This window comes from Brevundimonas balnearis (assembly GCF_042434805.1).
GTDB classification, from domain to species: Bacteria; Pseudomonadota; Alphaproteobacteria; order Caulobacterales; family Caulobacteraceae; genus Brevundimonas; species Brevundimonas balnearis.
On the sequence record NZ_JBHLSW010000003.1, the window covers coordinates 701774 to 726107 of the forward strand.

The 24334-nt window shown below is 70.4% G+C and carries 26 protein-coding genes, 1 pseudogene and 1 riboswitch; of the genes and pseudogenes, 15 read left to right on the forward strand and 12 right to left on the reverse strand.

The window, feature by feature from the left end:
• The first annotated feature begins 4 nt into the window (after positions 1–4).
• Positions 5–1468 (forward strand): alanine/glycine:cation symporter family protein, encoded by a 1464-nt coding sequence (locus ACFFGE_RS04575; protein ID WP_376834737.1) that lies wholly within the window; start codon positions 5–7, stop codon positions 1466–1468.
• A 21-nt stretch (positions 1469–1489) separates the two neighbouring features.
• Here ACFFGE_RS04575 and ACFFGE_RS04580 read toward each other — a convergent pair whose 3' ends face one another.
• From ACFFGE_RS04580 to ACFFGE_RS04590, 3 genes and pseudogenes are all read right to left on the reverse strand, one after another.
• Positions 1490–1813, reverse strand: coding sequence for an Mpo1-like protein (locus ACFFGE_RS04580; RefSeq protein WP_376834739.1), 324 nt, complete (start codon positions 1811–1813; stop codon positions 1490–1492).
• Positions 1814–1877: 64 nt separating this feature from the next.
• On the reverse strand, positions 1878–2474 hold the full coding sequence (locus ACFFGE_RS04585; protein WP_376834741.1) for a type 1 glutamine amidotransferase domain-containing protein: 597 nt from the start codon (positions 2472–2474) through the stop codon (positions 1878–1880).
• 349 nt (positions 2475–2823) lie between these two features.
• Positions 2824–2916: pseudogene (locus ACFFGE_RS04590) on the reverse strand (hypothetical protein); the annotation flags it as partial.
• 178 nt (positions 2917–3094) lie between these two features.
• Here ACFFGE_RS04590 and rpsF point away from each other — a divergent pair.
• From rpsF to rplI, 3 genes are read left to right on the forward strand one after another with little or no spacing between them, the layout of a single operon-like run.
• Positions 3095–3484, forward strand: coding sequence for a 30S ribosomal protein S6 (gene rpsF / locus ACFFGE_RS04595; RefSeq protein ID WP_376834743.1), 390 nt, complete (start codon positions 3095–3097; stop codon positions 3482–3484).
• 15 nt (positions 3485–3499) lie between these two features.
• On the forward strand, positions 3500–3766 hold the full coding sequence (gene rpsR, locus ACFFGE_RS04600) for a 30S ribosomal protein S18 (RefSeq protein ID WP_376834745.1): 267 nt from the start codon (positions 3500–3502) through the stop codon (positions 3764–3766).
• Position 3767: 1 nt separating this feature from the next.
• Positions 3768–4352 (forward strand): 50S ribosomal protein L9, encoded by a 585-nt coding sequence (rplI, locus tag ACFFGE_RS04605; protein ID WP_376834747.1) that lies wholly within the window; start codon positions 3768–3770, stop codon positions 4350–4352.
• Between the two features lie 74 nt (positions 4353–4426).
• On the opposite strand, the gene ACFFGE_RS04610 is transcribed toward rplI, so the two are convergent.
• Positions 4427–4729: a hypothetical protein gene (locus ACFFGE_RS04610; protein WP_376834749.1), complete on the reverse strand. Its 303-nt coding sequence runs from the start codon at positions 4727–4729 to the stop codon at positions 4427–4429.
• Between the two features lie 214 nt (positions 4730–4943).
• Positions 4944–5053, forward strand: a riboswitch (SAM riboswitch).
• A 184-nt stretch (positions 5054–5237) separates the two neighbouring features.
• On the opposite strand from ACFFGE_RS04610, the gene ACFFGE_RS04615 reads away from it, so the two are divergent.
• The 4 genes from ACFFGE_RS04615 to alr all read left to right on the forward strand — a co-directional run bounded on the left by ACFFGE_RS04615 (position 5238) and on the right by alr (position 10925).
• Positions 5238–7637, forward strand: a complete 2400-nt coding sequence (locus ACFFGE_RS04615; protein WP_376834751.1) for a TonB-dependent receptor plug domain-containing protein — start codon at positions 5238–5240, stop codon at positions 7635–7637.
• Between the two features lie 120 nt (positions 7638–7757).
• Complete coding sequence (locus tag ACFFGE_RS04620; protein WP_376834753.1) at positions 7758–8126, forward strand: hypothetical protein; 369 nt, start codon at positions 7758–7760, stop codon at positions 8124–8126.
• A gap of 95 nt (positions 8127–8221) precedes the next feature.
• On the forward strand, positions 8222–9691 hold the full coding sequence (locus ACFFGE_RS04625; protein ID WP_376835214.1) for a replicative DNA helicase: 1470 nt from the start codon (positions 8222–8224) through the stop codon (positions 9689–9691).
• Between the two features lie 199 nt (positions 9692–9890).
• Positions 9891–10925 carry an alanine racemase gene (gene alr / locus ACFFGE_RS04630; protein ID WP_376834755.1) on the forward strand — a complete coding sequence of 345 codons (1035 nt, stop codon included), beginning with the start codon at positions 9891–9893 and terminating at the stop codon, positions 10923–10925.
• A 3-nt stretch (positions 10926–10928) separates the two neighbouring features.
• Here alr and ACFFGE_RS04635 read toward each other — a convergent pair whose 3' ends face one another.
• Positions 10929–11207: a hypothetical protein gene (locus ACFFGE_RS04635; RefSeq protein ID WP_376834757.1), complete on the reverse strand. Its 279-nt coding sequence runs from the start codon at positions 11205–11207 to the stop codon at positions 10929–10931.
• 139 nt (positions 11208–11346) lie between these two features.
• Between ACFFGE_RS04635 and radA the strand changes: the two genes are divergently transcribed.
• Genes radA through ACFFGE_RS04665 form a run of 6 tightly spaced genes read left to right on the forward strand, consistent with a single transcriptional unit; the run spans position 11347 to position 16973 of the window.
• Complete coding sequence (radA, locus tag ACFFGE_RS04640; protein WP_376834759.1) at positions 11347–12726, forward strand: DNA repair protein RadA; 1380 nt, start codon at positions 11347–11349, stop codon at positions 12724–12726.
• 53 nt (positions 12727–12779) lie between these two features.
• Positions 12780–13370 (forward strand): CvpA family protein, encoded by a 591-nt coding sequence (locus ACFFGE_RS04645; protein ID WP_376834761.1) that lies wholly within the window; start codon positions 12780–12782, stop codon positions 13368–13370.
• A gap of 26 nt (positions 13371–13396) precedes the next feature.
• Positions 13397–14911 (forward strand): amidophosphoribosyltransferase, encoded by a 1515-nt coding sequence (gene purF / locus ACFFGE_RS04650; RefSeq protein WP_376834763.1) that lies wholly within the window; start codon positions 13397–13399, stop codon positions 14909–14911.
• A 6-nt stretch (positions 14912–14917) separates the two neighbouring features.
• Positions 14918–15259 (forward strand): VOC family protein, encoded by a 342-nt coding sequence (locus ACFFGE_RS04655; RefSeq protein ID WP_376834766.1) that lies wholly within the window; start codon positions 14918–14920, stop codon positions 15257–15259.
• A 47-nt stretch (positions 15260–15306) separates the two neighbouring features.
• The gene (locus ACFFGE_RS04660) at positions 15307–16053 is read left to right on the forward strand and encodes an SDR family NAD(P)-dependent oxidoreductase (protein WP_376834768.1); all 747 of its coding nucleotides are present in this window, start codon (positions 15307–15309) and stop codon (positions 16051–16053) included.
• Positions 16050–16973, forward strand: a complete 924-nt coding sequence (locus ACFFGE_RS04665) for a DMT family transporter (RefSeq protein ID WP_376834771.1) — start codon at positions 16050–16052, stop codon at positions 16971–16973. The genes ACFFGE_RS04660 and ACFFGE_RS04665 overlap by 4 nt, the downstream gene beginning before the upstream one ends.
• 12 nt (positions 16974–16985) lie before the next feature.
• Here the strand turns inward: ACFFGE_RS04665 and ACFFGE_RS04670 are convergent, their stop codons facing one another.
• The 6 genes from ACFFGE_RS04670 to ACFFGE_RS04695 form a co-directional block, all read right to left on the reverse strand.
• Entirely contained in the window at positions 16986–17189 is a 204-nt protein-coding gene (locus ACFFGE_RS04670) for a cold-shock protein (RefSeq protein ID WP_298278254.1), read from the reverse strand.
• 194 nt (positions 17190–17383) lie between these two features.
• Entirely contained in the window at positions 17384–18151 is a 768-nt protein-coding gene (locus ACFFGE_RS04675) for an extensin-like domain-containing protein (protein ID WP_376834775.1), read from the reverse strand.
• Positions 18148–19236 carry a serine hydrolase domain-containing protein gene (locus ACFFGE_RS04680; protein ID WP_376834777.1) on the reverse strand — a complete coding sequence of 363 codons (1089 nt, stop codon included), beginning with the start codon at positions 19234–19236 and terminating at the stop codon, positions 18148–18150. Before ACFFGE_RS04680 ends, ACFFGE_RS04675 begins: the two co-directional genes overlap by 4 nt.
• Before the next feature lie 48 nt (positions 19237–19284).
• Positions 19285–20373: an HAAS signaling domain-containing protein gene (locus tag ACFFGE_RS04685; RefSeq protein WP_376834780.1), complete on the reverse strand. Its 1089-nt coding sequence runs from the start codon at positions 20371–20373 to the stop codon at positions 19285–19287.
• A complete protein-coding gene (locus tag ACFFGE_RS04690) occupies positions 20370–20720 on the reverse strand; it encodes a PadR family transcriptional regulator (protein ID WP_376834782.1) in 351 nt (116 codons plus the stop codon). Before ACFFGE_RS04690 ends, ACFFGE_RS04685 begins: the two co-directional genes overlap by 4 nt.
• A gap of 259 nt (positions 20721–20979) precedes the next feature.
• Positions 20980–22404, reverse strand: a complete 1425-nt coding sequence (locus ACFFGE_RS04695) for an alpha-amylase family glycosyl hydrolase (RefSeq protein ID WP_376834784.1) — start codon at positions 22402–22404, stop codon at positions 20980–20982.
• Between the two features lie 113 nt (positions 22405–22517).
• Here ACFFGE_RS04695 and ACFFGE_RS04700 point away from each other — a divergent pair, with 113 nt between their 5' ends.
• Entirely contained in the window at positions 22518–23561 is a 1044-nt protein-coding gene (locus ACFFGE_RS04700) for a mechanosensitive ion channel family protein (protein WP_376834786.1), read from the forward strand.
• Between the two features lie 4 nt (positions 23562–23565).
• On the opposite strand, the gene ACFFGE_RS04705 is transcribed toward ACFFGE_RS04700, so the two are convergent.
• Positions 23566–24300, reverse strand: a complete 735-nt coding sequence (locus tag ACFFGE_RS04705) for an extensin family protein (protein WP_376834787.1) — start codon at positions 24298–24300, stop codon at positions 23566–23568.
• Positions 24301–24334 lie beyond the last annotated feature (34 nt).

The following is a 24334-nucleotide window of genomic DNA, read 5'->3' on the forward strand; positions in this document are numbered from 1 at the left end:
GACCATGACCACGACACCCGCAGCGCCACAGGGCGTGGAAGCCTTCTACGCCCAGGTCACCAACGTCAGCGACTTCATCTGGGGCGGGACCTGGAATGGGGCGCAGGTGCTGCCCTTCCCGCCGATGGTCATCGTCCTGCTCGGCGTCGGCCTGTGGATGATGATCGGCCTGCGCTTCTATCCGCTGCTGAAGCTGGGCGAGGCGTTCGCGGGTCTGTTCAAGAAAGACAAGTCGGGCTCGGGCGAGATTTCGCCCTTCGCGGCCTTGTCCACCGCCCTGTCGGGCCAAGTCGGCACCGGCAATCTGGCGGGCGTGGCCACCGCCATCACGCTGGGCGGCCCCGGTGCGCTGTTCTGGATGTGGGTGACGGCCCTGATCGGCATGGCGCTCGCCTTCGCAGAGGGCTCGCTGGCCATCCGCTTCCGCGACCGCGATGACAACGGGCAGTGGCGCGGCGGTCCGATGAGCTACATCCGCAAGGGTCTCGGGAAGTCCTGGGGCTGGCTCGCGGTCCTCTTCTGCATCGGCACCCTGTTCTCGTCGATCGCCACCGGCAACATGATCCAGTCCAACTCGATCGCCGACTCCATCAGCGCCCTGTCCGGCGTCGAGGAGTGGATCGCCGGCGTCATCGTCGCGGCGGCTGTCTTCGTGGTGATCATCGGCGGCATCAAGTCGATCGGCAACGTGGCCGAGAAGGTCGTGCCGGTGATGGCGATCGCCTACATCGTCATGGCGCTGATCGCCATCATCCTGAATATCAAGGACATTCCCGAAACCTTCGGCCTGATCTTCCAGGGCGCCTTCTCCGGCACGGCCGCGACCGGCGGCTTCGTCGGCGCGGGCATCATGCTGGCGATCCGCGCCGGCGTGGCCCGCGGCCTGTTCTCCAACGAGGCCGGCCAGGGCTCGACCCCGATGGCTCACGCCGTCGCCCGCACCGACGACCCGGCGCGTCAGGGCCGCTTCGCCATGATGGGCACCTTCATCGACACCATCATCATCTGCACCATGACGGGTCTGGTCCTGCTGACCGTCCAGGGTTCGTTCCCGGCCGGGGGCGGCACGGTCGAGCACGTGTGGAACTCGGACCTGCGCGGGTTCGAGATGACGCTGGCCGCCTACTCCGCCGCCTTCCCGCAGATGGTGCTTGGTCAGTCCCTCGGCGCGCTGGTCGCGTCGGTGGCCCTGATCCTGTTCGTCTTCACCACCCTGATCACCTGGAGCTACTACGGCGAGCGGGCCGCGACCTATCTGTTCGGCCAGCGGGTCGCCATTCCGTGGCGTCTGCTCTGGGTGGTGATGATCGTCGTCGGGGCCTTCCAGCAGATCGAGTTCGTCTGGCGGATGGGCGACATCGCCAACGCGGCCATGGCCCTGCCGAACCTCGTGGCGTTGGCGGCCCTGTCCGGTGTCGTCTTCGCCCTCGCCCGCGGGGAGCGGACGGCCGGGCAGGATTACGACTGATCCCGCCTGTGCGGCCAGGCTTCAGAACTTCCGCTTGCCCGACACCGTCTCGAAGAACATCCGCCAGTCGCCCATCAGGCTCCACAGCGGGTATTTGAATGTGGCGGGCCTGTTCTTCTCGAAGAAGAAGTGCCCGACCCAGGCGAAGCCGTAGCCGACCACGGGCATGACCAGGAGCCACCACGGATTGAGCGTCACGATCGCGACGACGAGCACCGCCAGCACCAGCGCCGATCCGACCACATGGATCCTCCGGCACGTCCGGTTGGAGTGCTCATGGATGTAGTAGGGATAGAACTCGGCGAACGAAGCGTATCGCCGGTCTTCTGCGGGCGCTTGTGTCATCCGCGGACGATGCGCCCGACGGCCTGAGCTGGCAAGAGGCCGCCCCGGCCGTCCGGCCCCAGGCTCAATGAGCGACGGGGCGCGGCGCCTCCTGAGCGGCCTCCGCCTGCTCCGCGTGGCGGCCTTCGGCGAACTCCTCGATCATCTTGGCGCGGAAGGCCGGCAGGTCGTCCGGATCGCGGCTGCTGACCAGCCCCTGGTCGGTCACGACCTCCTCGTCCACCACCTCGGCCCCGGCGTTCCTCAGGTCGGTGCGGATGGTCTTGTAGCTGGTCAGACGACGCCCTTCGACCACGCCCGCGTCGATCAGGATCCAGGGCGCGTGGCAGATGGCGGCCACCGGCTTGCCCGCGTCGAAGAAGGCCCGCACGAAGGCCAGGGCGTCGTCGTCGATCCGCAGCGCGTCGGGATTGTGCGCCCCGCCGGGCAGCACCAGTCCCTGATAGATGGAGGGGTCGGTCTCGCTCAGCGTCTTGTCGACGGGGACCGCATCGCCCTTGTCGAAATGGTTGAAGCCCTGGATCGAGCCGGACTTCGGCGACACCACGTGCACCTCTGCGCCGGCGTCCTTCAGCGCCTTCATCGGCTCGGTCAGCTCGACCTGTTCGAAACCGTCGGTGGCCAGGATGGCGATCGTCTTGCCGTTCAGCTGTTCGGACATGGGGACTCTCCTTTGGGCTTTGGGGGTCATGAGGACCAACGCGGCCCCCGCCGCCGGGTTGCGGCCCCGCTTGGGCCTGCGACCGGATGCGTCATAGGGTGGGGCATGACCCGCATGCTCGTCCTTCTGATCGCCCTCGCCGGGGCCACGCCCATCGCCGCGCAGGACCGCTTCGGCCGCCCCTTCAGCCCCGGCGAACGCGAGCGCGTCCGCGTCGAGTCCCTTCGCCAGACCCATGTCGAGAACCAGCGGCTGTCCGACGACGTCGCCGCCGCCGCGCGAGCCCGCATCGAGGCGCTGAGATCGACAAATTCCTCGCCCGAGCAACGGGGGCGGGGCACCGCGCGCAGCGGGGTGGAGGGGGCGACCCCAAGCGCCGGCGTTCTGGTCTCGCCCCCTCCACCGCTTCGCGGTCCCCCTCCCCCTCGCGAGGGGGAGGAATAGACCGACGCGCGCTTGCCGCCCCGCCCGCTTTCCTGTATCAGCCCGCGCTTTCCAGGACGGCGGTCTTTTCGCGGAACGCCAAAGGAACGGGATCGCCCCGTTCGCCGCGATCAGAGCCATCGTCGACGGGCTTCCCGGCCCGCCGGCGCCGCCTTCCGCACACGGGAGAAGACTGCATGGCTCTTTACGAGCACACGGTCATGTCGCGCCAGGACATCAGCGCGCAGCAGGCCGAAGCGCTGAACGACACCATCAAGGCTCTGATCGAAGAGAACGGCGGCTCCGTCGCCAAGATCGAGTACTGGGGTCTGCGCAACCTGACCTATCGGGTGAAGAAGAACCGCAAGGCGCACTACTCGCTCCTCGCCATCGACGCCCCGCCGGCCGCCATGGCCGAGGTCGAGCGTCAGCTTTCGATCAACGAGGACGTGCTGCGCTGGCTGACGGTCCGCGTCGAGGAGCTCGACCTCGAGCTGTCGCCGCTGCTCGCGCGTCGTGAGCGCGAACGCGAGCGCGAGCGTGAACGCGGCCCGCGTCCGGGCTTCGACGAAGACGCCGCGGCCTAAGGAAGGACACCGATCATGACCGACACGACCCCCGGCACTCCGGTCGGCTCCGGCCCGGCCCGTCGCCCCTTCTATCGTCGCCGCAAGGTGTGCCCGTTCTCGGGCGCCAACGCGCCGAAGATCGACTACAAGGACGTGAAGCTGCTCCAGCGATACGTCTCCGAACGCGGCAAGATCGTGCCCTCGCGCATCACCGCCGTCTCCCAGAAGAAGCAGCGCGAGCTGGCCAAGGCGATCAAGCGCGCCCGCTACCTCGCCCTCCTGCCGTACGTGGTGAAGTAAGATGAAGGTCGTTCTGCTCGAACGCGTCGAGAACCTCGGCGCCATCGGCGACGTCGTCACCGTCAAGGACGGCTTCGCCCGCAACTTCCTCCTGCCGCGCGACAAGGCGCGCCGGGCCACGTCCGCCAACCTCAAGGCCTTCGAAGTCGAACGCGCCGCCATCGAGCAGCGCAACGAGAAGAACAAGGCCGAGGCCCAGAAGATCGCCGACAAGATCGACGGTCAGACCTACGTCATGATCCGTCAGGCCGGCGAAACCGGCCAGCTTTACGGCTCGGTCGCCGGTCGCGACGTCGCCGAGGCGATCCAGGCCGAGGGCGGCAAGGTCGAGAAGTCGCAGGTCATCCTGCACATCCCGATCAAGACCCTGGGCGTCCATGAGGTGCTGGTGCGCCTGCACGCCGAGGTCCGCGCCACCGTCAAGGTGAACGTGGCCCGCTCCGCCGACGAGGCCGAGCGTCAGGCCAGGGGCGAGGACGTCATCGCCTCGCAGTTCTCCGACGAGCGTCTGGCCGCCGAACAGGCCGCCCAGGAGCTCATCGAAGGCGGCGCCGGCCAGCAGGAAGCCTTCGCCGAAGAGGCCTGATCGGTCCCTTCGTGACGGCCTGAAGATCAGGGCGCGGTCGGAAACGGCCGCGCCCTTTTTTGTCGGGAGCGAGGCTAGACGACCTCGTCGAAGACGGCGGGCGCGCCGTCGACGGTCACTTCGGCCCGGTCGAGTTCGTGCCGAAGCCGCGTCTCCGCGAACCGCACGGCGAGCTGCACGGCCTGGAACGGCGTGGCCCCGAAGATCGGGTGGTCGCGCCAGTCCTCGCGGGACCAGATCACGTCGCAGGCCCAGGCGTCGAAATCCGGCCGGCGGTAGGGGCTGGAGACCGCCAGGTCGAACGAGATCGCCGCGCCGCCCGCCCGCGGCGTCACAGTAATCCCCTGAATCTCAAGGCATCGCGCCTCGTCGCGCATGTCATCGACCTCTGGAAAAGAGCGTCCGCTCGAGAGAACCTAAAACAATATCTCCGGCCCGACATGGGCGGCGTCCGACACGGGCCGCCGTCGCGAGTAGCGGTCGCGGTCACATCCATGATCCTGTGGCGCCGAACACTCATCTGACGTCCGCCGGTCATCCGAGCGTCACAGATTCCTCTTGCGCGCCGCATTTCGCACCGCAATATGGCCATGCTCATCGAGACCGGCTGAGGGACAGGCCCTTGGACGCCGGGGCAACCTACGGGAAACCGCAAGGTGCCAACTCCTGCGTAGACCTTCGGGTCTTGCGACAGATGGGCGGTGCGGAACCTGCTCGTGGTCCGTATTCGCACCTCCGTCACGCGGCGAGCCTCGATGCGTTGAAGGAGGCGACCGCCATGACCCGACCCTATGCTGCGCCGATCGCGGGACGCGTCCTTCATCCCTCCCCGAACGCCCGACCGGTCCTGACGCCGGCGGCTCGTCTCATCGAAGGATGACATCCATGATCCGCAACACCCGTAGCGTCCTCACGCTCGCGGTCTCCGCCCTGGCGCTCAGCGCCGGCGGCGCCCTCGCCCAGTCCGCCCCCGACCCCCAGGCGACCGAGGTCGAGGAGATCGTCGTCACCGGCACGCGCGTGGCCAATCGCTCGCGTCTCGACACCCTCGCGCCCGTCGACGTCGTCACCGCCGAGACCCTCGAGAACCGCGGCACCACCGAGCTCGCCGCGGCGCTCGCCCAGACGGTGCCCTCCCTCACCTTCCCGCGCCCGTCCGTGACCGACGGCACCGACTCCATCCGTCCGGCGACCCTGCGCGGCCTGCAGCCGGACCAGACGCTGGTGCTGGTCAACGGCACGCGCCGCCACGCCTCGGCGCTCGTCAACGTCAACGGCTCGGTCGGCCGGGGCGCGGCCTCGGTGGACCTCAACGCCATCCCGACCGGCGCTCTGGACCGCATCGAGGTGCTGCGCGACGGCGCCTCGGCCCAGTACGGCTCCGACGCCATCGCCGGCGTCGTCAACCTGCGGCTCAAGGAGGCCCGCTCCGGCGGCGGCCTGAACGTCACCTACGGCCAGTACTTCACCGAGGTGGAGACCGCGCGCGGCAGCCGCGACGAGGAGGACGGCCAGACCCTGACCGTCTCCGGCTGGCAGGGCTTCGGCCTCGGCGCCGACGGCTTCCTGACCCTATCGGCGGAGTATCTCCAGCGCGACCCGACCGGTCGCTCGGACTTCGATCCGCGTCCCGCCGCCGGCGGCGCCGTGACCGCCCGCCTGGGCGACCCCGAGGTCGAGCAGATCACCGTCTTCGCCAACGCGGGCGCCGCCCTGAACGCCGCCTGGGACGTCTACGGCTGGGCCGGCTACCAGGAGCGCGACAGCGAAAGCGCCGCCTTCCCGCGCCTGTCGGACAACGTGAACAACGTCGCCGCCATCTACCCCGACGGTTTCCTGCCCCTGATCGCCATCAACTCCCAGGACGCCTCGCTCGCCGGCGGCCTACGCGGTCAGATCGGAGGCTGGGAGGCGGACTTCAGCCTGGTCTATGGCCGCAACGCCCTTGAGTACCGCACCGAGAACTCGCTGAACTCGACCTACGGCGCCGACTCCCCGACCAGCTTCGACTCGGGCGAGACCATCTATGACCAGCTCGTCTTCGGCGCCGACTTCGTGCGCGGGTTCGAGGTCGGCCTGTCCGGTCCCCTGACCCTGGCTTGGGGTCTGGAGGCCCGACGCGAGACCTATGAGATCAAGGCCGGCCAGCCCGAGAGCTACAACCGCGGCCCGCTCGGAGGGAACACCGCGCTGGCGGGCGGGGCCCAGGGCTTCGTCGGCTTCCAGCCGTCCAACGAGGTCGACGAGGACCGCGACGCCGTCGGCGTCTACGCCGAAGCCGAACTGCCGCTAACCGACAAGCTGACGGTGCAGGGCGCGGTGCGCGTCGAGGACTATTCGGACTTCGGGGACAGCCAGACCGGCAAGCTCTCGGCCCGCTACGACTTCAGCCCGGCCTTCGCGATCAGGGGCTCGATCTCCACCGGCTTCCGCGCGCCGTCGCTGCAGCAGAGCTTCTACACCGCCACCTCCTCGGTCATCCAGAACGGCCAGGTGGTCGAGACCGGCACCTTCCCCGCCACCAGCAGCGTGGCGCGCATCCTCGGCGCCGAGCCCCTCGAGGCGGAGCGCTCGACGAACTACTCGCTCGGGACCGTCATCCGCCTGGGCGACTTCGACCTGACCATCGACGCCTATCGCATCGAGATCGAGGACCAGATCGCGCTGTCGGAGAACATCACCCGGACCTTCAGCCCGCAGGTCGCGGCGCTGCTCGATCCGCTGGGGATCCAGGCCGCCCGCTTCTTCATCAACGGCGTGGAGACCGAAACCGAGGGCGTGGACATCGTCGGCCGCTACCGGCTGAACACCGACACCCTGGGTGAGTTCGACTTCACCGTCGCCGCCAATTTCAACGACGTGACCGTGACCGAGGTGCCGACCACCACCTCGGTGCTCAACCCGGCGCCGACGCTGTTCAACCGCCAGCGCATCCTGACCTTCGAGGAAGGCACGCCGGACACCAAGGTCGCCGGTTCGGTGGACTGGGACTACGGCAGGTGGGGCGCCTCGGCGCGGGCCACCTACTACGCCAGCGTGACCCAGCCGGGCACGACGGCGGCCAACGACTACTTCACCGGCGACAAGACGGTGATCGACCTGTCCGGCAGCTACCAGATCACCGATCGCGTCGGCGTCACGCTCGGCGTCGACAACGTGTTCGACGAGTATCCGGACTTCACCCCGGCCAATCTGAACTCGAACGGCGTCCTGGGCTTCCCCTTCTATTCGCCCTTCGGCTTCAACGGCCGCTACGCCTACGCCCGGCTGAGCCTCAGCTGGTGACACCCGCCCTCCTCCCCCGCTCACGCGGGGGAGGAGGTCCTCTCCGCCGCCTTTCCGCCGAACTGTTCAGCTTCGGTTCAGCCTGGCGCGGCGAGCTTCGCGCGACGGAGGGACCCCATCATGCGCCTGATCATCGCCGCCGCCGTGCTGCTCCTGGCCGCCCCGGCATCGGCCCAGACGACCCGGACGCTCGACCAGTTCGTGACCGAGGCCAACCGGGTGCCCCTCAATCCCACCTCGGCGCTCAGGGCGGACGCCCGCCGCCTGATGCGCGAGTTCTCCACCAGCATGGGCGTGGTGTCCGCTCGCATCGAGGCCGACCGGGCCGCCGGCCGCACGCCGGCCGCCTGTCCGCCGGAACGCATCCAGCTGAACCCGCGCGAACTGCTGGCCGAACTCAACGCCATCCCGCAGGCGCGCCGCGCCAGCATGAGCGTGCCGGACGGGCTGCAGCACTGGATGGCCGGGCGCTATCCCTGCGGCGCCTGAGGATTTCCCAAAGGTCCACAGACCGGCGAAGGTTATGAACCGTCTCGGGGGCGACCGCTCCTGACGCGGCCGGGCGTCATGGGTATCCCATGATGATGAACGCGATCGCCCCCTTTCCAAGCCCCGCCGTCGCCGCCATGCCGCACAACCTGGAGGCCGAACAGGCGCTTCTGGGCTGTCTGATGTTCGACAACGGCGCCTTCGAGCGCCTCAGCGACCGACTGCGCGGAAGCCACTTCTACGAGCCGTTCCACCAGCGCCTGTACGAGTCGATTGAGGACCATATCCGCCAGGGGCTGCTCGCCGAGCCGACCATCCTGATGGAGCGCTTCAAGCAGGATCCCGCCTTCCAGGAGTTCGGGGGCCTTCGCTATCTCGCCGACCTCGTCGATCGCGCCCCGCCTGCGGCCAACGCGCCGGACTACGCCCGAGTCGTCTACGACCTCGCCCTGCGGCGCGAGCTGATCCGCATCGGCGGCGACATCATCCGTGAGGCGCCCGAACCCGAGCGCCCCGCCATCGACCAGATCGAGCAGGCCGAACAGTCGCTTTATTCCCTGGCGGAGACCGGCAAGCCCTCCTCCGGCTTCGTCAGCTTCGCCGAGGCCCTGAAGGGCGCCGTGCAGATGGCGGGCGAGGCGTACCAGCGCGAGGGCAAGCTGGCCGGTCTCGCCACCCACCTGGATGACCTCGATCAGAAGCTGGGCGGCCTCTATCCGTCGGACCTGCTGATCCTCGCGGGCCGCCCGTCCATGGGCAAGACCGCGCTGGCGACCAACATCGCCTTCAACATCGCGCGCAACTACCGCTACGAGATCACGCCGGAGGGGCGAAAGACGGTTTCGGGGGGCGTGGTCGCCTTCTACTCGCTGGAAATGAGCGCCGAGCAGCTGGCCATGCGTATCCTGGCCGACGCCTCGGGCGTCTCCTCCGACCGCCTGCGCAAAGGCGAGATCGACGCCGCCGATTACGGCAAGGTGCGCGACGCCGCCATCGAGATCGGCGAGAGCCCCCTGTTCATCGACGCCACCGGCGGCCTGTCGATCTCCAAGCTCGCCGCCCGGGCCCGTCGCCTGAAGCGCGCCGAGCACGGCCTGGACGTGATCATCGTCGACTACCTCCAGCTGGTCACCACGGGCGATTCCGGGGGCCAGAAGAACCGGGTGCAGGAGATCAGCGAGATCACCGGCGGCCTCAAGGCTCTGGCGAAGGAGCTGAACGTTCCGATCATCGCCCTGTCGCAGCTCTCGCGTCAGGTCGAGGCGCGCGAGGACAAGCGGCCCCAGCTGTCGGACCTGCGCGAATCCGGCTCGATCGAGCAGGACGCCGACGTGGTCATGTTCGTGTACCGCGAGAGCTACTACCTGGGCCGCACCGAGCCCAAGGAGGGCACCGAGGAGCACCTGAAGTGGCAGGAGGACATGGATCGCCTGCGCCACCAGGCCGAGGTCGTCATCGGCAAGCAGCGTCACGGCCCCATCGGCATCGTCAAGCTCAGCTTCGACGAGGACACCACCCGCTTCGGCAACCTCGCCCGCGACGGCCGCTACAGCGGGTATGACTAACCTCCCTTCTCCCCTCGTGGGAGAAGGTGGGCGCCGGAGGCGCTCGGATGAGGGGGCTCGTTCAGTTCGCGAGATGTCAGACGGATGAGGTGGCGCACACATCCCCCTCATCCGTCATGCTCCGCATGCCACCTTCTCCCACGAGGGGAGAAGGGTTCAACGCCCTTCCCCCGCACAGAACTTTCGGCATAAGGGCCGGATGAGCCTCAACGCGGTCCTCGACGTCGATCTTTCGGCCCTCGCGCACAACTTCCATGCCCTGGAAGCGGTCGCCGGCGCGCCGGCGCACCCGGTGGTGAAGGCCGACGCCTACGGCCTGGGCGCGGCGCCCGTGGCCAAGGCGCTGCTGGCCGAGGGCGCGCGCATCTTCTTCGTCGCCCGCGTGACCGAAGGCGAAGTCCTGCGGGCCGCCCTGGGCGCCGAACCGGTGATCTACGTTCTGGACGGATGCCCGCCGGGCGCGGCGACGGCGCTTCGGGCGTCCGGCCTGCGCCCGGTGCTGAACCAGCCCGGCCAGATCGCCGACTGGCTGGGCTCCGGCGGCGGCCCCTGCGGACTCCAGATCGACACCGGCATGAACCGCCTGGGCCTGCGCCCGGAGGACGCGCCGGGCCCCTTCGCCGGGCTTGAACTGGTGATGAGCCACCTCGCCTGCGCCGACGAGCCGTCTCATCCCATGAACCGTCGCCAGCGTGACGCTTTCGCCGCGGTGGCGACGCGCTACCCGGGGGCGGTGCGCTCGTTCGCCAACTCAGGGGGCGTCTTCCTGGGCCCGGACTTCGCCTTCGACGCCGTGCGCCCCGGCGTCAGCCTCTATGGCGGCGGGCCCGAGGGCCGCCCCGACGACCGGCTGAAGGCCGTCGCGATCTTCTCGGCGCCGGTGCTCCAGGTGCGCGAGGTGCCCGCGGGCGAGAGCGTCGGCTATTCGCGCGGCTTCGTCGCCGATCGGCCCGTCAGGGTCGCGACCGTCGGCGCCGGCTACGCCGACGGCGTGCTGCGCAGCTATTCGCCCCGTGGCCAGGTCGTCCTGAACGGCGAAACGCGCCCCTTGCTGGGGCGCGTCTCCATGGACGTCTGCGCGGTCGACGTGACCGGCCTTGACGTCGCCGTCGGCGACCGCGCGGAGCTGTTCGGGCCCCGCCGCCGGATCGACGACCAGGCCTCGGCCGCCGGCACGATCGCCTATGAGCTGCAGACCTCGGTCACGGCGCGCGTGCCGAGGCGCTACCGCTAGACGTCAGCCCGCGTCGCCGGTGACCGGGGCGTCCTGCTCCTCGATCACGTCGGCGCGCTCCTCCGCCTGTTCACGCACCTGATCGGCCTGGGCTTCGAGCGCCTCCTCGGCGGCGTCGGTGGGGGCCTGGTCGGCCTGGGCCTCGAGCACGGCGGCGTCGGCTTCGCCGGCGGCCTCGACCGCCTCGGCCTGGGCGTCGGCGGCCTCTTCCACGGGATCGCTGCAGGCGGCCAGCGACACGGCGGCGGCGGCGGCGGCGAGGAGGGCGGCGGTGATCTTCATTCCAGCTTCCTTTTTCAAGCGTTGCCTTGACCGAACGCCGCAGCGACCCTCGGGTTCAGTCCACGTCCGCCAATGACGCATCCGCCGGTCATCCACATCGCGCGCCAGGGAATCGGCGCGCTCTGCTAAGGACCGCGTCATGGCTCGCGACGGCGCTCTCTATGTCTGCCAGTCCTGTGGGGCGGTTCATTCGAAATGGGCCGGCCAATGCTCGGCCTGCCAGTCCTGGAACACCCTGGTCGAGGAGACCAAGTCCGCCCCGCCCGGCGCGATGAAGCCCGCGGCCACCGCCCGCGGCCGCGGCCTGACCTTCGAGAGCCTGACCTCCGAGACGCCCGAGCCGCCGCGCATCCTGACCGGGGTGGCCGAGTTCGACCGCGTCTGCGGCGGCGGGGTCGTGCCGGGCTCGGCCCTGCTGCTCGGCGGCGACCCCGGCGTCGGCAAATCCACCCTGCTGCTCGAGGTGCTGGCCAAGGCCGCCCGTGCGGGCGCCCGCACCGCCTACATCTCCGGCGAGGAGGCGATCGAGCAGATCCGCGCCCGGGCGCGCCGCATGGGCGTGGCCGACGCGCCCGTCGAGCTGGCCTCCGCCACCTCGCTCCGGGACATCCTGACGACGCTCAAGCGCGAGCGGTTCGACATCGTCGTCATCGACTCCATTCAGACGCTGTGGAGCGACGTGCACGACGCGGGGCCCGGCTCCATCGTCCAGGTTCGCGCGTGCGCCGCCGAACTGGTGCGCCTCGCCAAGGCGGGCGGCCCGGCGGTCATCCTTGTCGGCCACGTCACCAAGGACGGCCAGATCGCCGGGCCTCGCGTGGTCGAGCACATGGTCGACGCCGTCCTCAGCTTCGAGGGCGAGCGCGGCTATCCCTTCCGCATCCTGCGCGCGGGCAAGAACCGCTTCGGCGCCACCGACGAGATCGGCGTGTTCGAGATGGGCGACGCGGGCCTGCGCGAAGTCGCCAACCCGTCGGCCCTGTTCCTGGGCGAGGGGAAGGACCGGGCCCCAGGCGCGGCCGTCTTCGCCGGCATCGAGGGCTCGCGCCCGGTTCTGGTCGAGGTCCAGGCCCTGGTCGCGCCGTCCGCCTACGGCACGCCCCGGCGCGCGGTGGTCGGCTGGGACTCCGGGCGCCTGGCCATGGTGCTGGCGGTGCTCGAGGCCCGCTGCGGCCTCGGCTTCGGCGACCGCGACGTCTATCTGAACGTCGCCGGCGGCCTTCGCGTCACCGAACCCGCGGCGGATCTCGCGGCGGCCGCCGCCCTGATTTCATCCGCCACCGACATGCCCCTGCCGCAGGGCTGCGTCGTCTTCGGCGAGGTCAGCCTGTCGGGCGAGGTTCGCGCCGTCGGTCGCGCCGAGGCCCGCCTGCGCGAGGCCGCCAAGCTGGGCTTCGACCAGGCCCTGTGCGCCCCGGGGCCCGCGAGGGGAGGCGCCGCCAGGAGCGAGGCCGTCGGCCTCACCGCCGTCAACCGACTCGCGGAAGCGGTCGAACGAATCTCGACGAACCGGTATTAGGGATCTGTCTCGTCCCCGTTCGTGCGACGAATGGGGACGAGAAGGTGGAGCGAATGACCGGCTACGACGTCTTCGTCATTCTCGTGGTGCTGGCCTCGGCGGCGGCCGGGGGCGTGCGCGGCGGCGTGCGCGAGATCATCACGCTGCTCAGCTTCGTCCTCGCGGCCTTCGTCGCCCTCATCGCCCTGCCCTTCACCGCGCCCCTGGGCCGGGCGCTGGTCGATCCCGACTGGGCCGGCTCGATCCTGGCGGCGATCGTCAGCTTCATGGCGATTTACTTCGGCATCCGCATCTTCGGCTCGACCCTGTCCAGGCGCGCCCAGGCCCATCCCCAGCTCAGCGGCGTCGACCGGGCGCTCGGCGTCGTCGTCGGCGCGGGTCGGGCCCTGGTTCTGGTGGGCGCGGTGCACCTGGTGATCGCCGCCGCCCTGCCGGGCGAGCGCACGCCGCGCTGGCTGTCCGAGGCCGCGCTCTACGACCTCAGCGCCGGCTCGGCGCGGACGATCCAGTGGATTCTCCCCGGCATCGGCCAGAGTGTCGACGCGGTCACGCCCGCGCTGGACTCGTCCGTCCGCAGAGGGTTCTCCGGCGACGACGCCTTGCCCCCGCCGCAAACCGAGCCTACTTCGCCCACCGATCCCTGACCCCGCCGATCATCGGAGCCCCGACGATGAGCCGCACCGCCCACGCGATCGCCGATCCGGTGGTCCATCGCGCGCACTGGCGCGATCCCGAGGACGACCAGCCCCGTCTGGAGTGCGGCGTCTGCGGCGTCTGGGGGGCGGCCGACACCGACGGCGCCTCCATCGTCGCCCTGGGCCTGCACGCGCTCCAGCATCGCGGCCAGGAGGCCTGCGGCATCGCCTCGGTGCACCAGGCCCGCTTTCACACCGAACGGCACCAGGGCCTGGTCGGCGACGCCTTCGGCGGCTCGGACCTGTCCCAGCGCCTGCCTGGCTCGGCCGCGATCGGCCACACGCGCTACTCCACCGCCGGCGGCGGCTTCGCGCGCAACATCCAGCCGATGTTCGCCGACCTGGACTCCGGCGGCATCGCCATCGCCCACAACGGCAACCTGACCAACTTCCACCACCTGCGGAAGATCCTGGTCGGCGAGGGCGCGATCTTCCAGTCGACCTCGGACTCCGAGGTGATCCTGCACCTCATCGCCCGCAGCCGTAAGGCCAAGATCGTCGATCGCTTCATCGACGCCATCGGTCGGATCGAGGGCGGTTACGCCCTGGTCTGCCAGACCCGGTCCAAGATGATCGGCGCGCGCGATCCTCTGGGCATCCGGCCGCTGGTGCTCGGCCGTCTCGGCGAGGCCTGGGTGCTGGCGTCCGAGACCTGCGCGCTGGACACCATCGGCGCCGAGTTCGTCCGCGACGTGGAGAACGGCGAGGTCATCGTCATCGACCACGAGGGCCTCAAGTCCCTCAAGCCCTTCCCCGAGCGCCCGGCCCGGCCCTGCCTGTTCGAGTACGTCTACTTCTCCCGCCCCGACAGCGTGGTGAACGGCCGTTCGGTCTATGGCGTGCGCAAGGCCATGGGCCGCATCCTGGCCCGCGAGCATCCGGCCGAGGCCGACGTGGTGGTGCCGGTGCCCGACTCCGGCGTCCCCGCCGCCATGGGCTTCGCCCAGGAATCCGGCGTGCCCTACGAGATGGGCATCATCCGCAGCCACTATCTGGGCCGCACCTTCATCCAGCCCAGCCAGGGCGCCCGGCAGAAGGGCGTGCGCATGAAGCACAGCCCGAACCGCAGCGTCATCGAGGGCAAGCGGGTCATCCTGATCGACGACTCCATCGTGCGCGGCACCACCTCGGTGAAGCTGGTGCGCGCCGTGCGCGCTGCGGGCGCCAAGGAGATCCACCTGCGCTCGGCCTCCCCGCCGATCCTCTATCCCGACTTCTACGGCATCGACATGCCGTCTCGCGACCAGCTGCTGGCCGCCAACAAGTCGCTTGAGGAGATGCGCCAGTACCTCGAGGTCGATTCGCTGGGCTTCCTGTCGGTCGATGGCCTTTACGAGGCGATGGGCGCCGGGCCGCGCGATCCGCGCCACCCACAGTTCACCGACCACTACTTCACCGGCGACTATCCGACCCGCCTGCTGGACCGCGAGATCGAGGAGGGCGGCCGCGAGGAGGCCGCGCGGCAACTTTCCCTGCTCGTCAGCGCTTAACGGCGCATGATCCAGCTCGGCTACTTCACCCTCGCCACGCCCGATCTCGACAAGGCCCGCGCCTTCTACGGCGCTCTGTTCGGCTGGACCTTCGACGAGGCCGGGTCGCATCAGACCTACGCCCACGTGGCCGACAGCGCCCCCGCCTTCGGCATCACCAAGGGTGAGCGCAAGGATTTCAGCCACCTCTACTTCCGCGTGGATGACGTCGATGCGCTCTGCGCCCGCATCGCAGAACTCGGCGGGAAGGCCGCGGTGCCGTCCGACAGCCCGTCAGGCCGTTCCGTCACCTGCGAGGACGACCAGGGCGTCAGCTTCAGCCTGTGGACGCCGGCCGAGGGATACTGAGACGGCTTACGGCCTTGTGTTGAGGCGGCGCGGCGCTATCAAGCGCCATGACTGACGCCAGCCCGCTTTCCGATCGCATCGCCCTCGTCGTCGGGGCCTCGCGCGGCATCGGATACGAGAGCGCGCTCGCCCTGGCCAAGGCCGGCGCCCACGTCATCGCCACCGCGCGAACCGAGGGCGGACTGGAGGCGCTGGACGACGCCGTCTACGCCGCGACCGGCTGTCACGCGACGCTCGTGCCCTTCGACCTGGTGGACGGCGGCGGCATCGACCGGCTGGGCGGCGCCATCCACCAGCGCTTCGGCCGGCTGGACGTCTGGGTCCAGGCGGCGGCGACCATGGGGCCGTCGGGCCTCACGCCGGTGTCCCACGCCGACCCGCGCGAGTTCGCCAGGATCGAGCGGGTCAACTTCACCGGCGTCTACCGCCTGATCCGCTCGCTGGAGCCGCTGCTGCGGGTCTCCGACGCCGGCCGCATGATCCACCTGACGACCAGTCTGGCCACCAATCCCCGCGCCTTCTGGGGCGCCTACGCCGCCACCAAGGCGGGGGCCGAGGCGCTGATCGGCTGCTGGGCCGACGAGATCGAGAACACCCCGATCCGCGCCACCATCCTGGACCCCGGCCGCCTGCGGACCCAGCTGCGGGGTCAGGCCTATCCGGGCGAGGATCCCATGAGCGTCCCGCCCGCGTCCGACATCGGCCCGCTGATCGTCGAGCTCGCCCGACCCGACCGCACGCCGCCCGCGCGCGTGTCGCTGAAAGAGTGGCTGAAGGACCGGCCCGCGGCGTGACGCGGCCCGCGGCGCTGCCCCTCCTGGTCCTGACGGCGGCGGCCTGCGTCCTGGGGCTGGCGCCCATCCTCGTGCGTCTGACCGAGACGGGTCCGGCGGCCGCAGGGTTCTGGCGGCTGTTCCTGGCCCTGCCGCTGCTGCTGGCGCTGAACCTGGCCTTCGCCCGCCGCGACAGCGAGACCTCGGGATCGGACCTGGCCCCCAACCGCTGGATGTTCCTGGCGGGCGGCTTCTTCGCCCTGGACCTCGGCTTCTGGCACTACGGCATCACCCTGACTTCGGTCGCCAACGCCACGGTGCTGTGCAACCTGACTCCGGTGGTCGTGACGGCCGTCGCCTGGATCGCGTTCCGTGAGCGGCCGGGGGGCGGCTTCCTGATCGCGCTGGCCGTGGCGCTGGCGGGCGCCTTCGCCATGGCGGCGGGCGCGGACCCGGCTCAGGGCCGCCGGCCGCTGCTGGGCGACCTGCTCAGCCTGGCCGTCTCCTTCTGGTACGCGGGCTACTTCCTGGCGGTGAAGGCGGCGCGCAAGACGGCCTCGGCGCTGAAGGTCATGCTCTGGTCCACCGCCGCCGGGGCGCCCCTGATGCTCGTCGCGGCGGTCCTGTTCGGCGAGGACATCCTGCCGGTCGCGCCGATCGGCTGGCTGTTCTGCGGCCTGTTCGCCCTGGTGCACGTCGCGGGTCAGACCGGCGTCACCTGGGCGCTGGGTCGTCTCCCGGCCGGGCTGACCGCGCTGGTCATCCTGATCCAGCCGCTGGTCGCCGCCCTGTTCGGCTGGCTGCTGTTCGCCGAGACGCTGACCGTCATCCAGGCGCTGGGCGGGGTTCTCGTGCTGGCTGCGGTGGCCATCGCCCAATGGACCGGCGCCCAAAGGAAAACGGGCGCGGAGACCACAGCCCCCGCGCCCGCCGAAACCTGAATTCTCTAGAGGTTAGAGAAGCTTGAGGTTCACCGCCGCCGTCTTGCCGCGCTGGGATTCCAGCTCGTACTCGACGCGGGCGTTCTCGTTCAGGCCGGCGAGACCCGCCTTCTGAACCGCGGTGATGTGCACGAACACGTCATTGCCGCCGTTCTCGGGCTGGATGAAGCCGAAGCCCTTCGTGGGGTTGAACCACTTGACCGTACCGGTCGCCATTGTGCGCTCTCCGTAAACGCGCTTTCCAGGCAGCGCTCCCGTTCGGGAACGCCGTCAGCCCATCTGGACGAGCTCGTTCAGGCGAAGGAGCGACACGCGGGTTTGGACCCCAGCGAAAATCCGGACTGCGCCGGGTTTGTCTCGCGTCCGGGGCGAACGGTCAAGAAAAAGCGATTCGCCGCCGTCGCTTCCGCTCAGGAGCACAGCCCGCGCGGCGCTCCGTCCAGATGCAGGTGATCGGCGTGCTGGGCGTTGTAATCGGGGCTCAGGACGGTGGCGAACACCTCGCAGGCGCCGTCCCGCAGGCGCTTCAGGAAGGCCGCCTCGTCCTCGTCTTGCGGGCCCTCGGCCTCCCAGTCCGCCAGCACGCTGATCCGCCGCCCGTCCTCCAGCGTCACGCCGCCGACGTCCAGGGCGTTGGCCCGCGCGTGCTCGCTCGGCCGAGCGGTCGCCTCCTCGGACCCGTAGATCCGGCGACAGGCGTAGGTCCCGAAGTTGTCGACCGACGCCACCTCCGAGCCCAGCACCTCGCGCGCGGCGGGCCTCAGCACCTGCCGGTCCCAGATGACGTACCGGATGGCCATGGGGCACTGCATGACAAGGCCGTCGGGCCGGAGCGGCGTCACCGCCCCGCCGGTGATCCTGACCGCGCCGCGCACGATGCAGAAGCCGCCGTCGTCCCGATCCTCGGCCCGCTCGACCTCGACCCCCGCCTCGCGCAGCACCTGCATGCAGGCCTCGGTCACGGCCGTCAGCTCTTCGGCGGGGGGCGGGCGGTCCCGGCTGACCTCGAAGTCGGCCACCTTGGCCTTGGTCGCCTGACCGACCGGCTGGCTCAGGTCCAGCGGCCGCCACGGCAGGTCCTGCGGCGGCGCGAAGGCGTTCAGCAGGGCGAACACCCCGCAGATCGCCAGTCCCGCCTCCCACAGCAGGTTCCAGAAATCGGCGAAGTCGCGCTTCATGCGGCGAAGGCGCGGATCATCTCGCCGGCCAGCGTCTGACACGCCGGGCCCCCGCGCGGGCCGCCGTTGCTGACCGTCGCCAGGGCCCTGCCGCCCGCCGGATCCACCAGGGCCAGGGCGTGCCACCGGGTGTTCGAACCCTCATGCGCCAGAACCGGCCCCGCCGCCCATCCCTGCCGCACGACGCCCCAGCCCAGCGCATAGGCGCCGTCCGCCCCTGAGGGCGACATCAGCCGTCGGATCGAGTCCGCGCTCAGCCAGCCGTGCTCCCACCCCGTGAACGCCCTGAGAAATCTTGCGTAATCCGCCAGGCTCGCGTGAACGGTCCCCGCCGGGCCCAACGCCTGGGGATTGTCCGCGCCGGGCGTCTCGGGCGTCATCGCCGACAGCTGGCCGAAGACCCCCGCGTGGCCCAGCGGCGCCTCGCCCGTCGGCGGCCCGAAGCCCGCCGAGCCCATCCCCAGAGGCCCGAACACCTCGCGCCGCATCAGCGCTTCCCACGGCTGCCCGGTCAGGGCCTCCAGGGCCGCGCCGACGACGATGTAGTTGGCGTTGCCATAGGCGAAGGCCCCGACCTCGCCCGCCGGCGGCGTCGCCAGCGCCCGCGCCGCCAACGCCCGCCGCTGCTCGACCATTGTGCGTGTATCGGCGCGCGCCGCGTTCAGCCAGGCGACGTCCAGCAATCCCTGATCCAGCAGTCCGGCCCGATGCGCCATCAGCTCCGTCAGCCGCGTCCCGGCCCAGGCGGGGTCCGCCGCCACGCCGGGCAGCAGGTCGACGACCCCGGCGTCCCAGTCCGTCCGTCCCGCCTCCACCAGGCGCGCGAACAGCGCCGCCGTCATCGCCTTGGTGTTCGAGCCCAGGTGCCAGGGGTCGGCCGTCGTCACGGCCGCGTCGGCGCCCAGGGCGCGCAGGCCGACCGCCTCGAGCCAGCGCACCTCCCCGCCTTCGATCCAGACCCCGCCCAGCGCCGGGACCCCGGCGGCCTCGCGCGCGGCGTTCGGATCAGGCGCCGCGTCCCGGGCCCGGGCGGCGGCGGGGAAGGCGGCGACGGCGGCGGCGAGCAGGGCGCGACGGTCCAGCATGGGGCCATCCTGCCAGACCCCCCGTCGTCAGGCGACCCTCGTTCGGCGTCAGCGCGCGGCCCGCCCCATCCGGGCCAGAGAGCCCACGACGGTGAAGACACCTTCCACGGCGATGAAGGCCACGATCAGCATGACGATGCCGGCGGTGTCATAGCCGGGGTGAAACGCCGCCCGCGCCCGATCCACGAACTCGGGCCAGGTCTGGACCGCGATCGCCGCCGAGAAGGGCGAGGCCAGCCACAGCCAGGCGGCCAGCGCGACCCGCCCCAGGGCGAAGGCCGCCCCGCCGACGCCGGCGTAGAGCCACGCCCCCGGCCACGCCGCCCGTCCCAGGTCGAAGGCGACCCGCGTCAGGCCGAACGCGATCACGGGGAAGTACAGCCACTGATAGGTCTCGCGCGTCATCGCCCCCCAGTCGACGCCCGCGCGGACGTACTCCCACTCCATCGGGTGCAGGCCCGGGATGCGGAACGTGCCCGTCCACCACAGCAGGACCACGGTCCAGGCGATCACGTTGCTCAGCGCCTCGCCGGTCTCGGAGCGGCGTCGCTTCGCGGTCTGCTCGGTCTTCGACGCCCCGCCCGTGCGGGTCAGGTTGTCCAGCCAGTCGTCGCTGACCCCGAACTCGTACAGGCCCAGATCCTTGACCTTCCAGTCGTGCAGCCAGCGCGGCCGCTCGGACTGGCGCTCGATCATATAGGCGACCAGGGTCGCGATCCCGACCAGGGTGATCGCCCCGCTGAACAGCCCGGTCAGGCTGTCGACCAGCACCTCCCCCACGTCCGGGTCGCCGCTCGCCACCCGGGCCACCAGTCCCAGCCCGGCCAGGATCAACAGCACCAGGAGCCCCGCCCGGATCGCGAACCGCCAGTAGGGATAGAGCTCGGGTCCCACCACGTGGCTCGGCCCTGGGCGATAGCGCGCGGCCACGCTCAAGGGGTGCCCCACCTCGCGCAGCACCTGCTCGATCTCGTCCTCGCTCAGGTCGCGGCCCAGCGCCTCGACCCGGTCGTCCAGGCGGCTCTCGATCTCGTCCCTCAGCTCGGCGACCACGTCGTCCCGCTGCGTCGCCGGCAGGTGCGCGGCCACCACCTTCAGATAGCGCCCGACCAGCGCCTTGCGATCACCCGAGCTCATCGCCCGCCCCCCCCTTCGTTCAGGATTCGATCCAGCGACGCGGAGATGCCGCGCCATTCCTCCATCAGCCGCGCCAGCATCGTCTCGCCCGCGGCCGACAGCCGGTAGAAGCGCTTCCGGCGCTTCTCCTCCTCACGCCATTCCGAGGTCAGCAGCCCCTGCCCCTCCAGCCGGCGCAGCAGCGGATAGAGGGTGCTCTCCTCCATCTCGACCCCGTCCTCGGCCAGGGCGACGCGCAGCGAATAGCCGTACCGCTCGACCCTGAGCCGCGCGAGCACCGCCAGGATCAGCGACCCCCGCCGAAGCTCCAGCCTCAGACTCTCGAACAGCTCGTCGCCCGCGCCCATCCCGGCTCCTCTGGCGCCACATAGTGTGTGGCGCACAGTGTATGCGGCATACTGTGTGAGGGAGTCAAGGGAGTCGATGGAAGGCGGGGCGCGGCCTCCTTCACTCGCCATCCTTGGGCCCGACTCGAGGATGGGAGATGGGCCCGCAAGCGCACGAAGGCGTCGCCCTGAGAGCGCGGCGCCTCATCGGTCTCGGACACGCGGCGGACGGTCCGACCCTCGGGTCGAGCCCGAGGGTCACGGCGCCCCGAAGGGCCCCTTACTCCCGCGTCAGCACGCGCCAGCCCCAGGCCGGCAGGGTCATCCGCGTGTCCTCGCCCACGCTGACCGCCTCGCCGGTGGTGAAGTCGCGGTAGTCGCCGTGGTGGTGGGGGCCGGTGAAGGTCACCGTCCGCTCCTCCGCCGACAGGTTCAGGGCCACGAACACCTTGTCGCCGTCCCGCTCGCGGAAGAAGCTGAACACAGCTTGCGGGCTCGTGTTGATGACCTGATACATCCGCCCGCCCCACTGGCCGTTCCACAGGGCGGCGTTCCGCGCCTTCAGCGCGAACAGGTCGCGGTACAGGCGGCCCTGGCTGTCCAGCTCATAGTTCTCGGGCCAGGCGATCGGGTCCTTCTCGAAGAACTCCAGCCGCTTCTGATTGCCGACCTCCTGGCCGTTGTAGATCAGGGGGATGCCCTCGCCCGTGACCGACAGGACGATGGCGGCCTCGCGCATGGGACCATACTTCTCGTACTCGGTCCCCTCCCAGGCGTTCTGGTCGTGGTTGGAGGTGTAGGTCATCCGCATGGCCTCGCGCGGATAGGCGCTCTCGTTCCAGCTGTAGAAGCCGTATAGCGCCCCGGTGTCGGCACGGCCGGCGGCGATCGCCTGCATCGCGTCCTTCCAGGTCCAGGCGTAGGTGGCGTCGAAGGCGGCGTAGTGCATGTCGCGCATCTCCCACTCCGCCAGCATGAAGACCGGCTTGATGGCGTCCAGCCGCGCCCGGACCGTGTTCCAGAAGTCCAGCGGCACGAAGCCCGCCACATCGGCGCGATAGCCGTCGATCCCGGCCTCGCGCACCCAGAACTCCAGCGCCTCGGTCATGTACTGACGAAGGCCCGCGTTGCGGTAGTCCAGGTTGATGATGTCGGACCAGTCCCACCACGGCGTGGGGCGGAAGTCGCCGTCCAGGTCGCGCTCGTACCACTCCGGATGGGCGGTCACGAGCGGGTTGTCCCAGGCGGTGTGGTTGGCCACCCAGTCCAGGATCACATGCATGTCCTGCGCATGCGCCGCGTCGACGAAGGCCTTCAGGTCCTCGAAGGTCCCGAACTCCGGATTGACCGCGAAATAATCCCGCACCGAATAGGGGCTGCCCAGCGTCCCTTTCCGCTCCACCTCGCCGATCGGATGGATCGGCATCAGCCAGATGATGTCGACGCCGAGGTCTTTCAGCCGGGGCAATTGCTCCTGCGCCGCCCGGAACGTGCCCTCCGGCGTGAACTGGCGGGTGTTCAGCTGATAGATCGCCGCGTCGCGGGTCCATTCCGGGTGCTGGATCGTCACCAGGGGCCGCGGCTGGAAGGCCGGATCCGCCGTGGCGTTGGTGATCCCGACGTTCGGCCCGCCCGGCGGAAAACCCTGCGCGCTCGCCGTCCCCGCGGCCAGCAGCATGGCCGCCGCCATCATCATCGCCCGCATCGCAACCTCCCTTGTTTTCGGCAACAGGAGAGGCCGGCGGGGCCGAGGTCAAGGCGCGCCGCCATCACGCCGTGCAACGGAACCCCCGCGTCCCCCCGCGCGTAAGCTCCCCCATGGTCCTTCCCGCACAGCTGTCCCAGATCGAGGACGCGCGCCTGGTTCGTCTCGGAGGCGCCGCCCTGACGCTGGGCGAGATCGTTTCGGCGCTGATCGTGATCGCCGTGGCCGCCGCCCTGTCCTGGCTGGCCACCCGGGCGCTGCGCCGGGCGCGAGAACGTCGGCCCGGCCGTCACGCGCAGATGCTGTATCTGTTCGAGAAGCTGACCGGCTACGGCATCCTGACCGCCGGCGTCTTCATGGCGCTGTCGGCGGCGGGGCTGAACCTGTCGTCGCTGGCGGTGTTCGCCGGGGCCATCGGCATCGGCGTGGGCCTGGGCCTCCAGGGGGTGGTCAAGGAGTTCGTCTCCGGCCTGTTCCTGATCTTCGACCGCATGGTCTCGGTCGGCGACTACATCGAGCTGGAGGACGGCGCCCGCGGCATGATCGTCGAGATCGGCCCGCGCGCCAGCCGCATCCGCACCAACGACAACATCAACATCCTGGTGCCCAACAGCCAGCTGATCGAGAAGCCGGTCACCAACTGGACGCTGAAGGGCGACACCCGCCGCATCCACGTGCCCTTCGCGGTGGCCTATGGCGCGGACCGGGCCAGGGTGCGCGACGCGGTGCTGAAGGCGGCGCGCGACATCCCCTTCACCCTGCCCGAGACCGAGACCCGCAAGTGCCAGGTCTGGCTGGTCGGCTTCGGCGAGTCCGGGCTGGATTTCGAGCTGCTGGTCTGGCCGACCCAGGACGCGGTCAAGCGCCCGGCGGCCATGCACGCGGCCTACACCTGGGCCATCGCCGAGGCGCTGGACGAGGCGGGGATCGAGATCCCCTTCCCCCAGACCGACCTGCGCCTGCGCTCCATCTTCGGCCGCGAGGGCGACGAGGCGGCCGAGCTCATGGGCCTCGAGCCGCGCGGTCGCCGCAGGGAAGCCCGCGCGCCCGAAGCCTCGGCCGGATCGGAGAACGACGCCGCCGCCGAGTTGCTGTCGCCGCTGCCGCCGGAGGCCGAGACCGGCGACGAGGACACGCCTGCCCCGCGCGACCGCTGACGGCTCAGCGGCACAGCCGTCCGCCGGGCTCCAGATGCAGATGGTCCTCGTGCGCCGCGTCGTAGTCGGGGCTCAGCACCGTGCCGAAGCGGCGGCAGCCCGCGTCCCGCACGGCCCGCAGGAACCGCGCCCCCTCGTCTCCGCCCGGCCCCTCGCCCGACCAGTCCGCCGCCACCGTGATGCGACGCCCGTCGGTCAGGCGGAAGCCGGCGATGTCGATCGCCTCGGCCCGCGCGTGGGCGCTCATGCGCGCGCCCGGCCGGTTGCTGACCGTGCGGCAAGCGTAGACGCCGTAGTGGTCGATGGTCTGCACCTCCGCGGCCAGGATCTCCCGCGCGATCGCGTCCAGGTCGCGCCGCCAGGCGGTCAGGTCGCCGGCCAGGCGGCAGGTCATGACGGGTCGGCCCGGCGACAGGCTGTTGCGCACCGCCATGTCGGCGACCAGGGCGCCCGCGCCCTCCACCCGGCAGGCCTCGCTGTCGATCCGGTCCGGCGTGGGCGAGAAGCGCACGTCCAGCGCCGTCAGCTCGGCGACGCAGGCCTCGAACGCCGCCGTCGCCCGCGTCACCGTCGGATAGGGCGTGGGATTTCCCGGCGCGCCGGGCCAGCCCGGCGGCGGCGGGTTCGCTCGCCCGCACGACGCCAGCGCCAGCAGCAGGGCCAGCGCGGCCGCTGAACGCGCGGCCTGGCCGGACGTTCTATGGCGCATATCTTCGCCCCGTCCTATCTTGGCGTTCATGGCTCGTTCTCCCCGCAAGTCTTCCGCCTCCGGC

Coding starts and splice junctions, on each gene's coding strand:
- ACFFGE_RS04575 (WP_376834737.1), top strand. CDS start 5: ATGACCACGACACCCGCAGCGCCACAGGGCGTGGAAGCCTTCTACGCC.
- ACFFGE_RS04580 (WP_376834739.1), bottom strand. CDS start 1,813: ATGACACAAGCGCCCGCAGAAGACCGGCGATACGCTTCGTTCGCCGAG.
- ACFFGE_RS04585 (WP_376834741.1), bottom strand. CDS start 2,474: ATGTCCGAACAGCTGAACGGCAAGACGATCGCCATCCTGGCCACCGAC.
- rpsF (WP_376834743.1), top strand. CDS start 3,095: ATGGCTCTTTACGAGCACACGGTCATGTCGCGCCAGGACATCAGCGCG.
- rpsR (WP_376834745.1), top strand. CDS start 3,500: ATGACCGACACGACCCCCGGCACTCCGGTCGGCTCCGGCCCGGCCCGT.
- rplI (WP_376834747.1), top strand. CDS start 3,768: ATGAAGGTCGTTCTGCTCGAACGCGTCGAGAACCTCGGCGCCATCGGC.
- ACFFGE_RS04610 (WP_376834749.1), bottom strand. CDS start 4,729: ATGCGCGACGAGGCGCGATGCCTTGAGATTCAGGGGATTACTGTGACG.
- ACFFGE_RS04615 (WP_376834751.1), top strand. CDS start 5,238: ATGATCCGCAACACCCGTAGCGTCCTCACGCTCGCGGTCTCCGCCCTG.
- ACFFGE_RS04620 (WP_376834753.1), top strand. CDS start 7,758: ATGCGCCTGATCATCGCCGCCGCCGTGCTGCTCCTGGCCGCCCCGGCA.
- ACFFGE_RS04625 (WP_376835214.1), top strand. CDS start 8,222: ATGAACGCGATCGCCCCCTTTCCAAGCCCCGCCGTCGCCGCCATGCCG.
- alr (WP_376834755.1), top strand. CDS start 9,891: ATGAGCCTCAACGCGGTCCTCGACGTCGATCTTTCGGCCCTCGCGCAC.
- ACFFGE_RS04635 (WP_376834757.1), bottom strand. CDS start 11,207: ATGAAGATCACCGCCGCCCTCCTCGCCGCCGCCGCCGCCGCCGTGTCG.
- radA (WP_376834759.1), top strand. CDS start 11,347: ATGGCTCGCGACGGCGCTCTCTATGTCTGCCAGTCCTGTGGGGCGGTT.
- ACFFGE_RS04645 (WP_376834761.1), top strand. CDS start 12,780: ATGACCGGCTACGACGTCTTCGTCATTCTCGTGGTGCTGGCCTCGGCG.
- purF (WP_376834763.1), top strand. CDS start 13,397: ATGAGCCGCACCGCCCACGCGATCGCCGATCCGGTGGTCCATCGCGCG.
- ACFFGE_RS04655 (WP_376834766.1), top strand. CDS start 14,918: ATGATCCAGCTCGGCTACTTCACCCTCGCCACGCCCGATCTCGACAAG.
- ACFFGE_RS04660 (WP_376834768.1), top strand. CDS start 15,307: ATGACTGACGCCAGCCCGCTTTCCGATCGCATCGCCCTCGTCGTCGGG.
- ACFFGE_RS04670 (WP_298278254.1), bottom strand. CDS start 17,189: ATGGCGACCGGTACGGTCAAGTGGTTCAACCCCACGAAGGGCTTCGGC.
- ACFFGE_RS04675 (WP_376834775.1), bottom strand. CDS start 18,151: ATGAAGCGCGACTTCGCCGATTTCTGGAACCTGCTGTGGGAGGCGGGA.
- ACFFGE_RS04680 (WP_376834777.1), bottom strand. CDS start 19,236: ATGCTGGACCGTCGCGCCCTGCTCGCCGCCGCCGTCGCCGCCTTCCCC.
- ACFFGE_RS04685 (WP_376834780.1), bottom strand. CDS start 20,373: ATGAGCTCGGGTGATCGCAAGGCGCTGGTCGGGCGCTATCTGAAGGTG.
- ACFFGE_RS04690 (WP_376834782.1), bottom strand. CDS start 20,720: ATGGGCGCGGGCGACGAGCTGTTCGAGAGTCTGAGGCTGGAGCTTCGG.
- ACFFGE_RS04695 (WP_376834784.1), bottom strand. CDS start 22,404: ATGCGGGCGATGATGATGGCGGCGGCCATGCTGCTGGCCGCGGGGACG.
- ACFFGE_RS04700 (WP_376834786.1), top strand. CDS start 22,518: ATGGTCCTTCCCGCACAGCTGTCCCAGATCGAGGACGCGCGCCTGGTT.
- ACFFGE_RS04705 (WP_376834787.1), bottom strand. CDS start 24,300: ATGAACGCCAAGATAGGACGGGGCGAAGATATGCGCCATAGAACGTCC.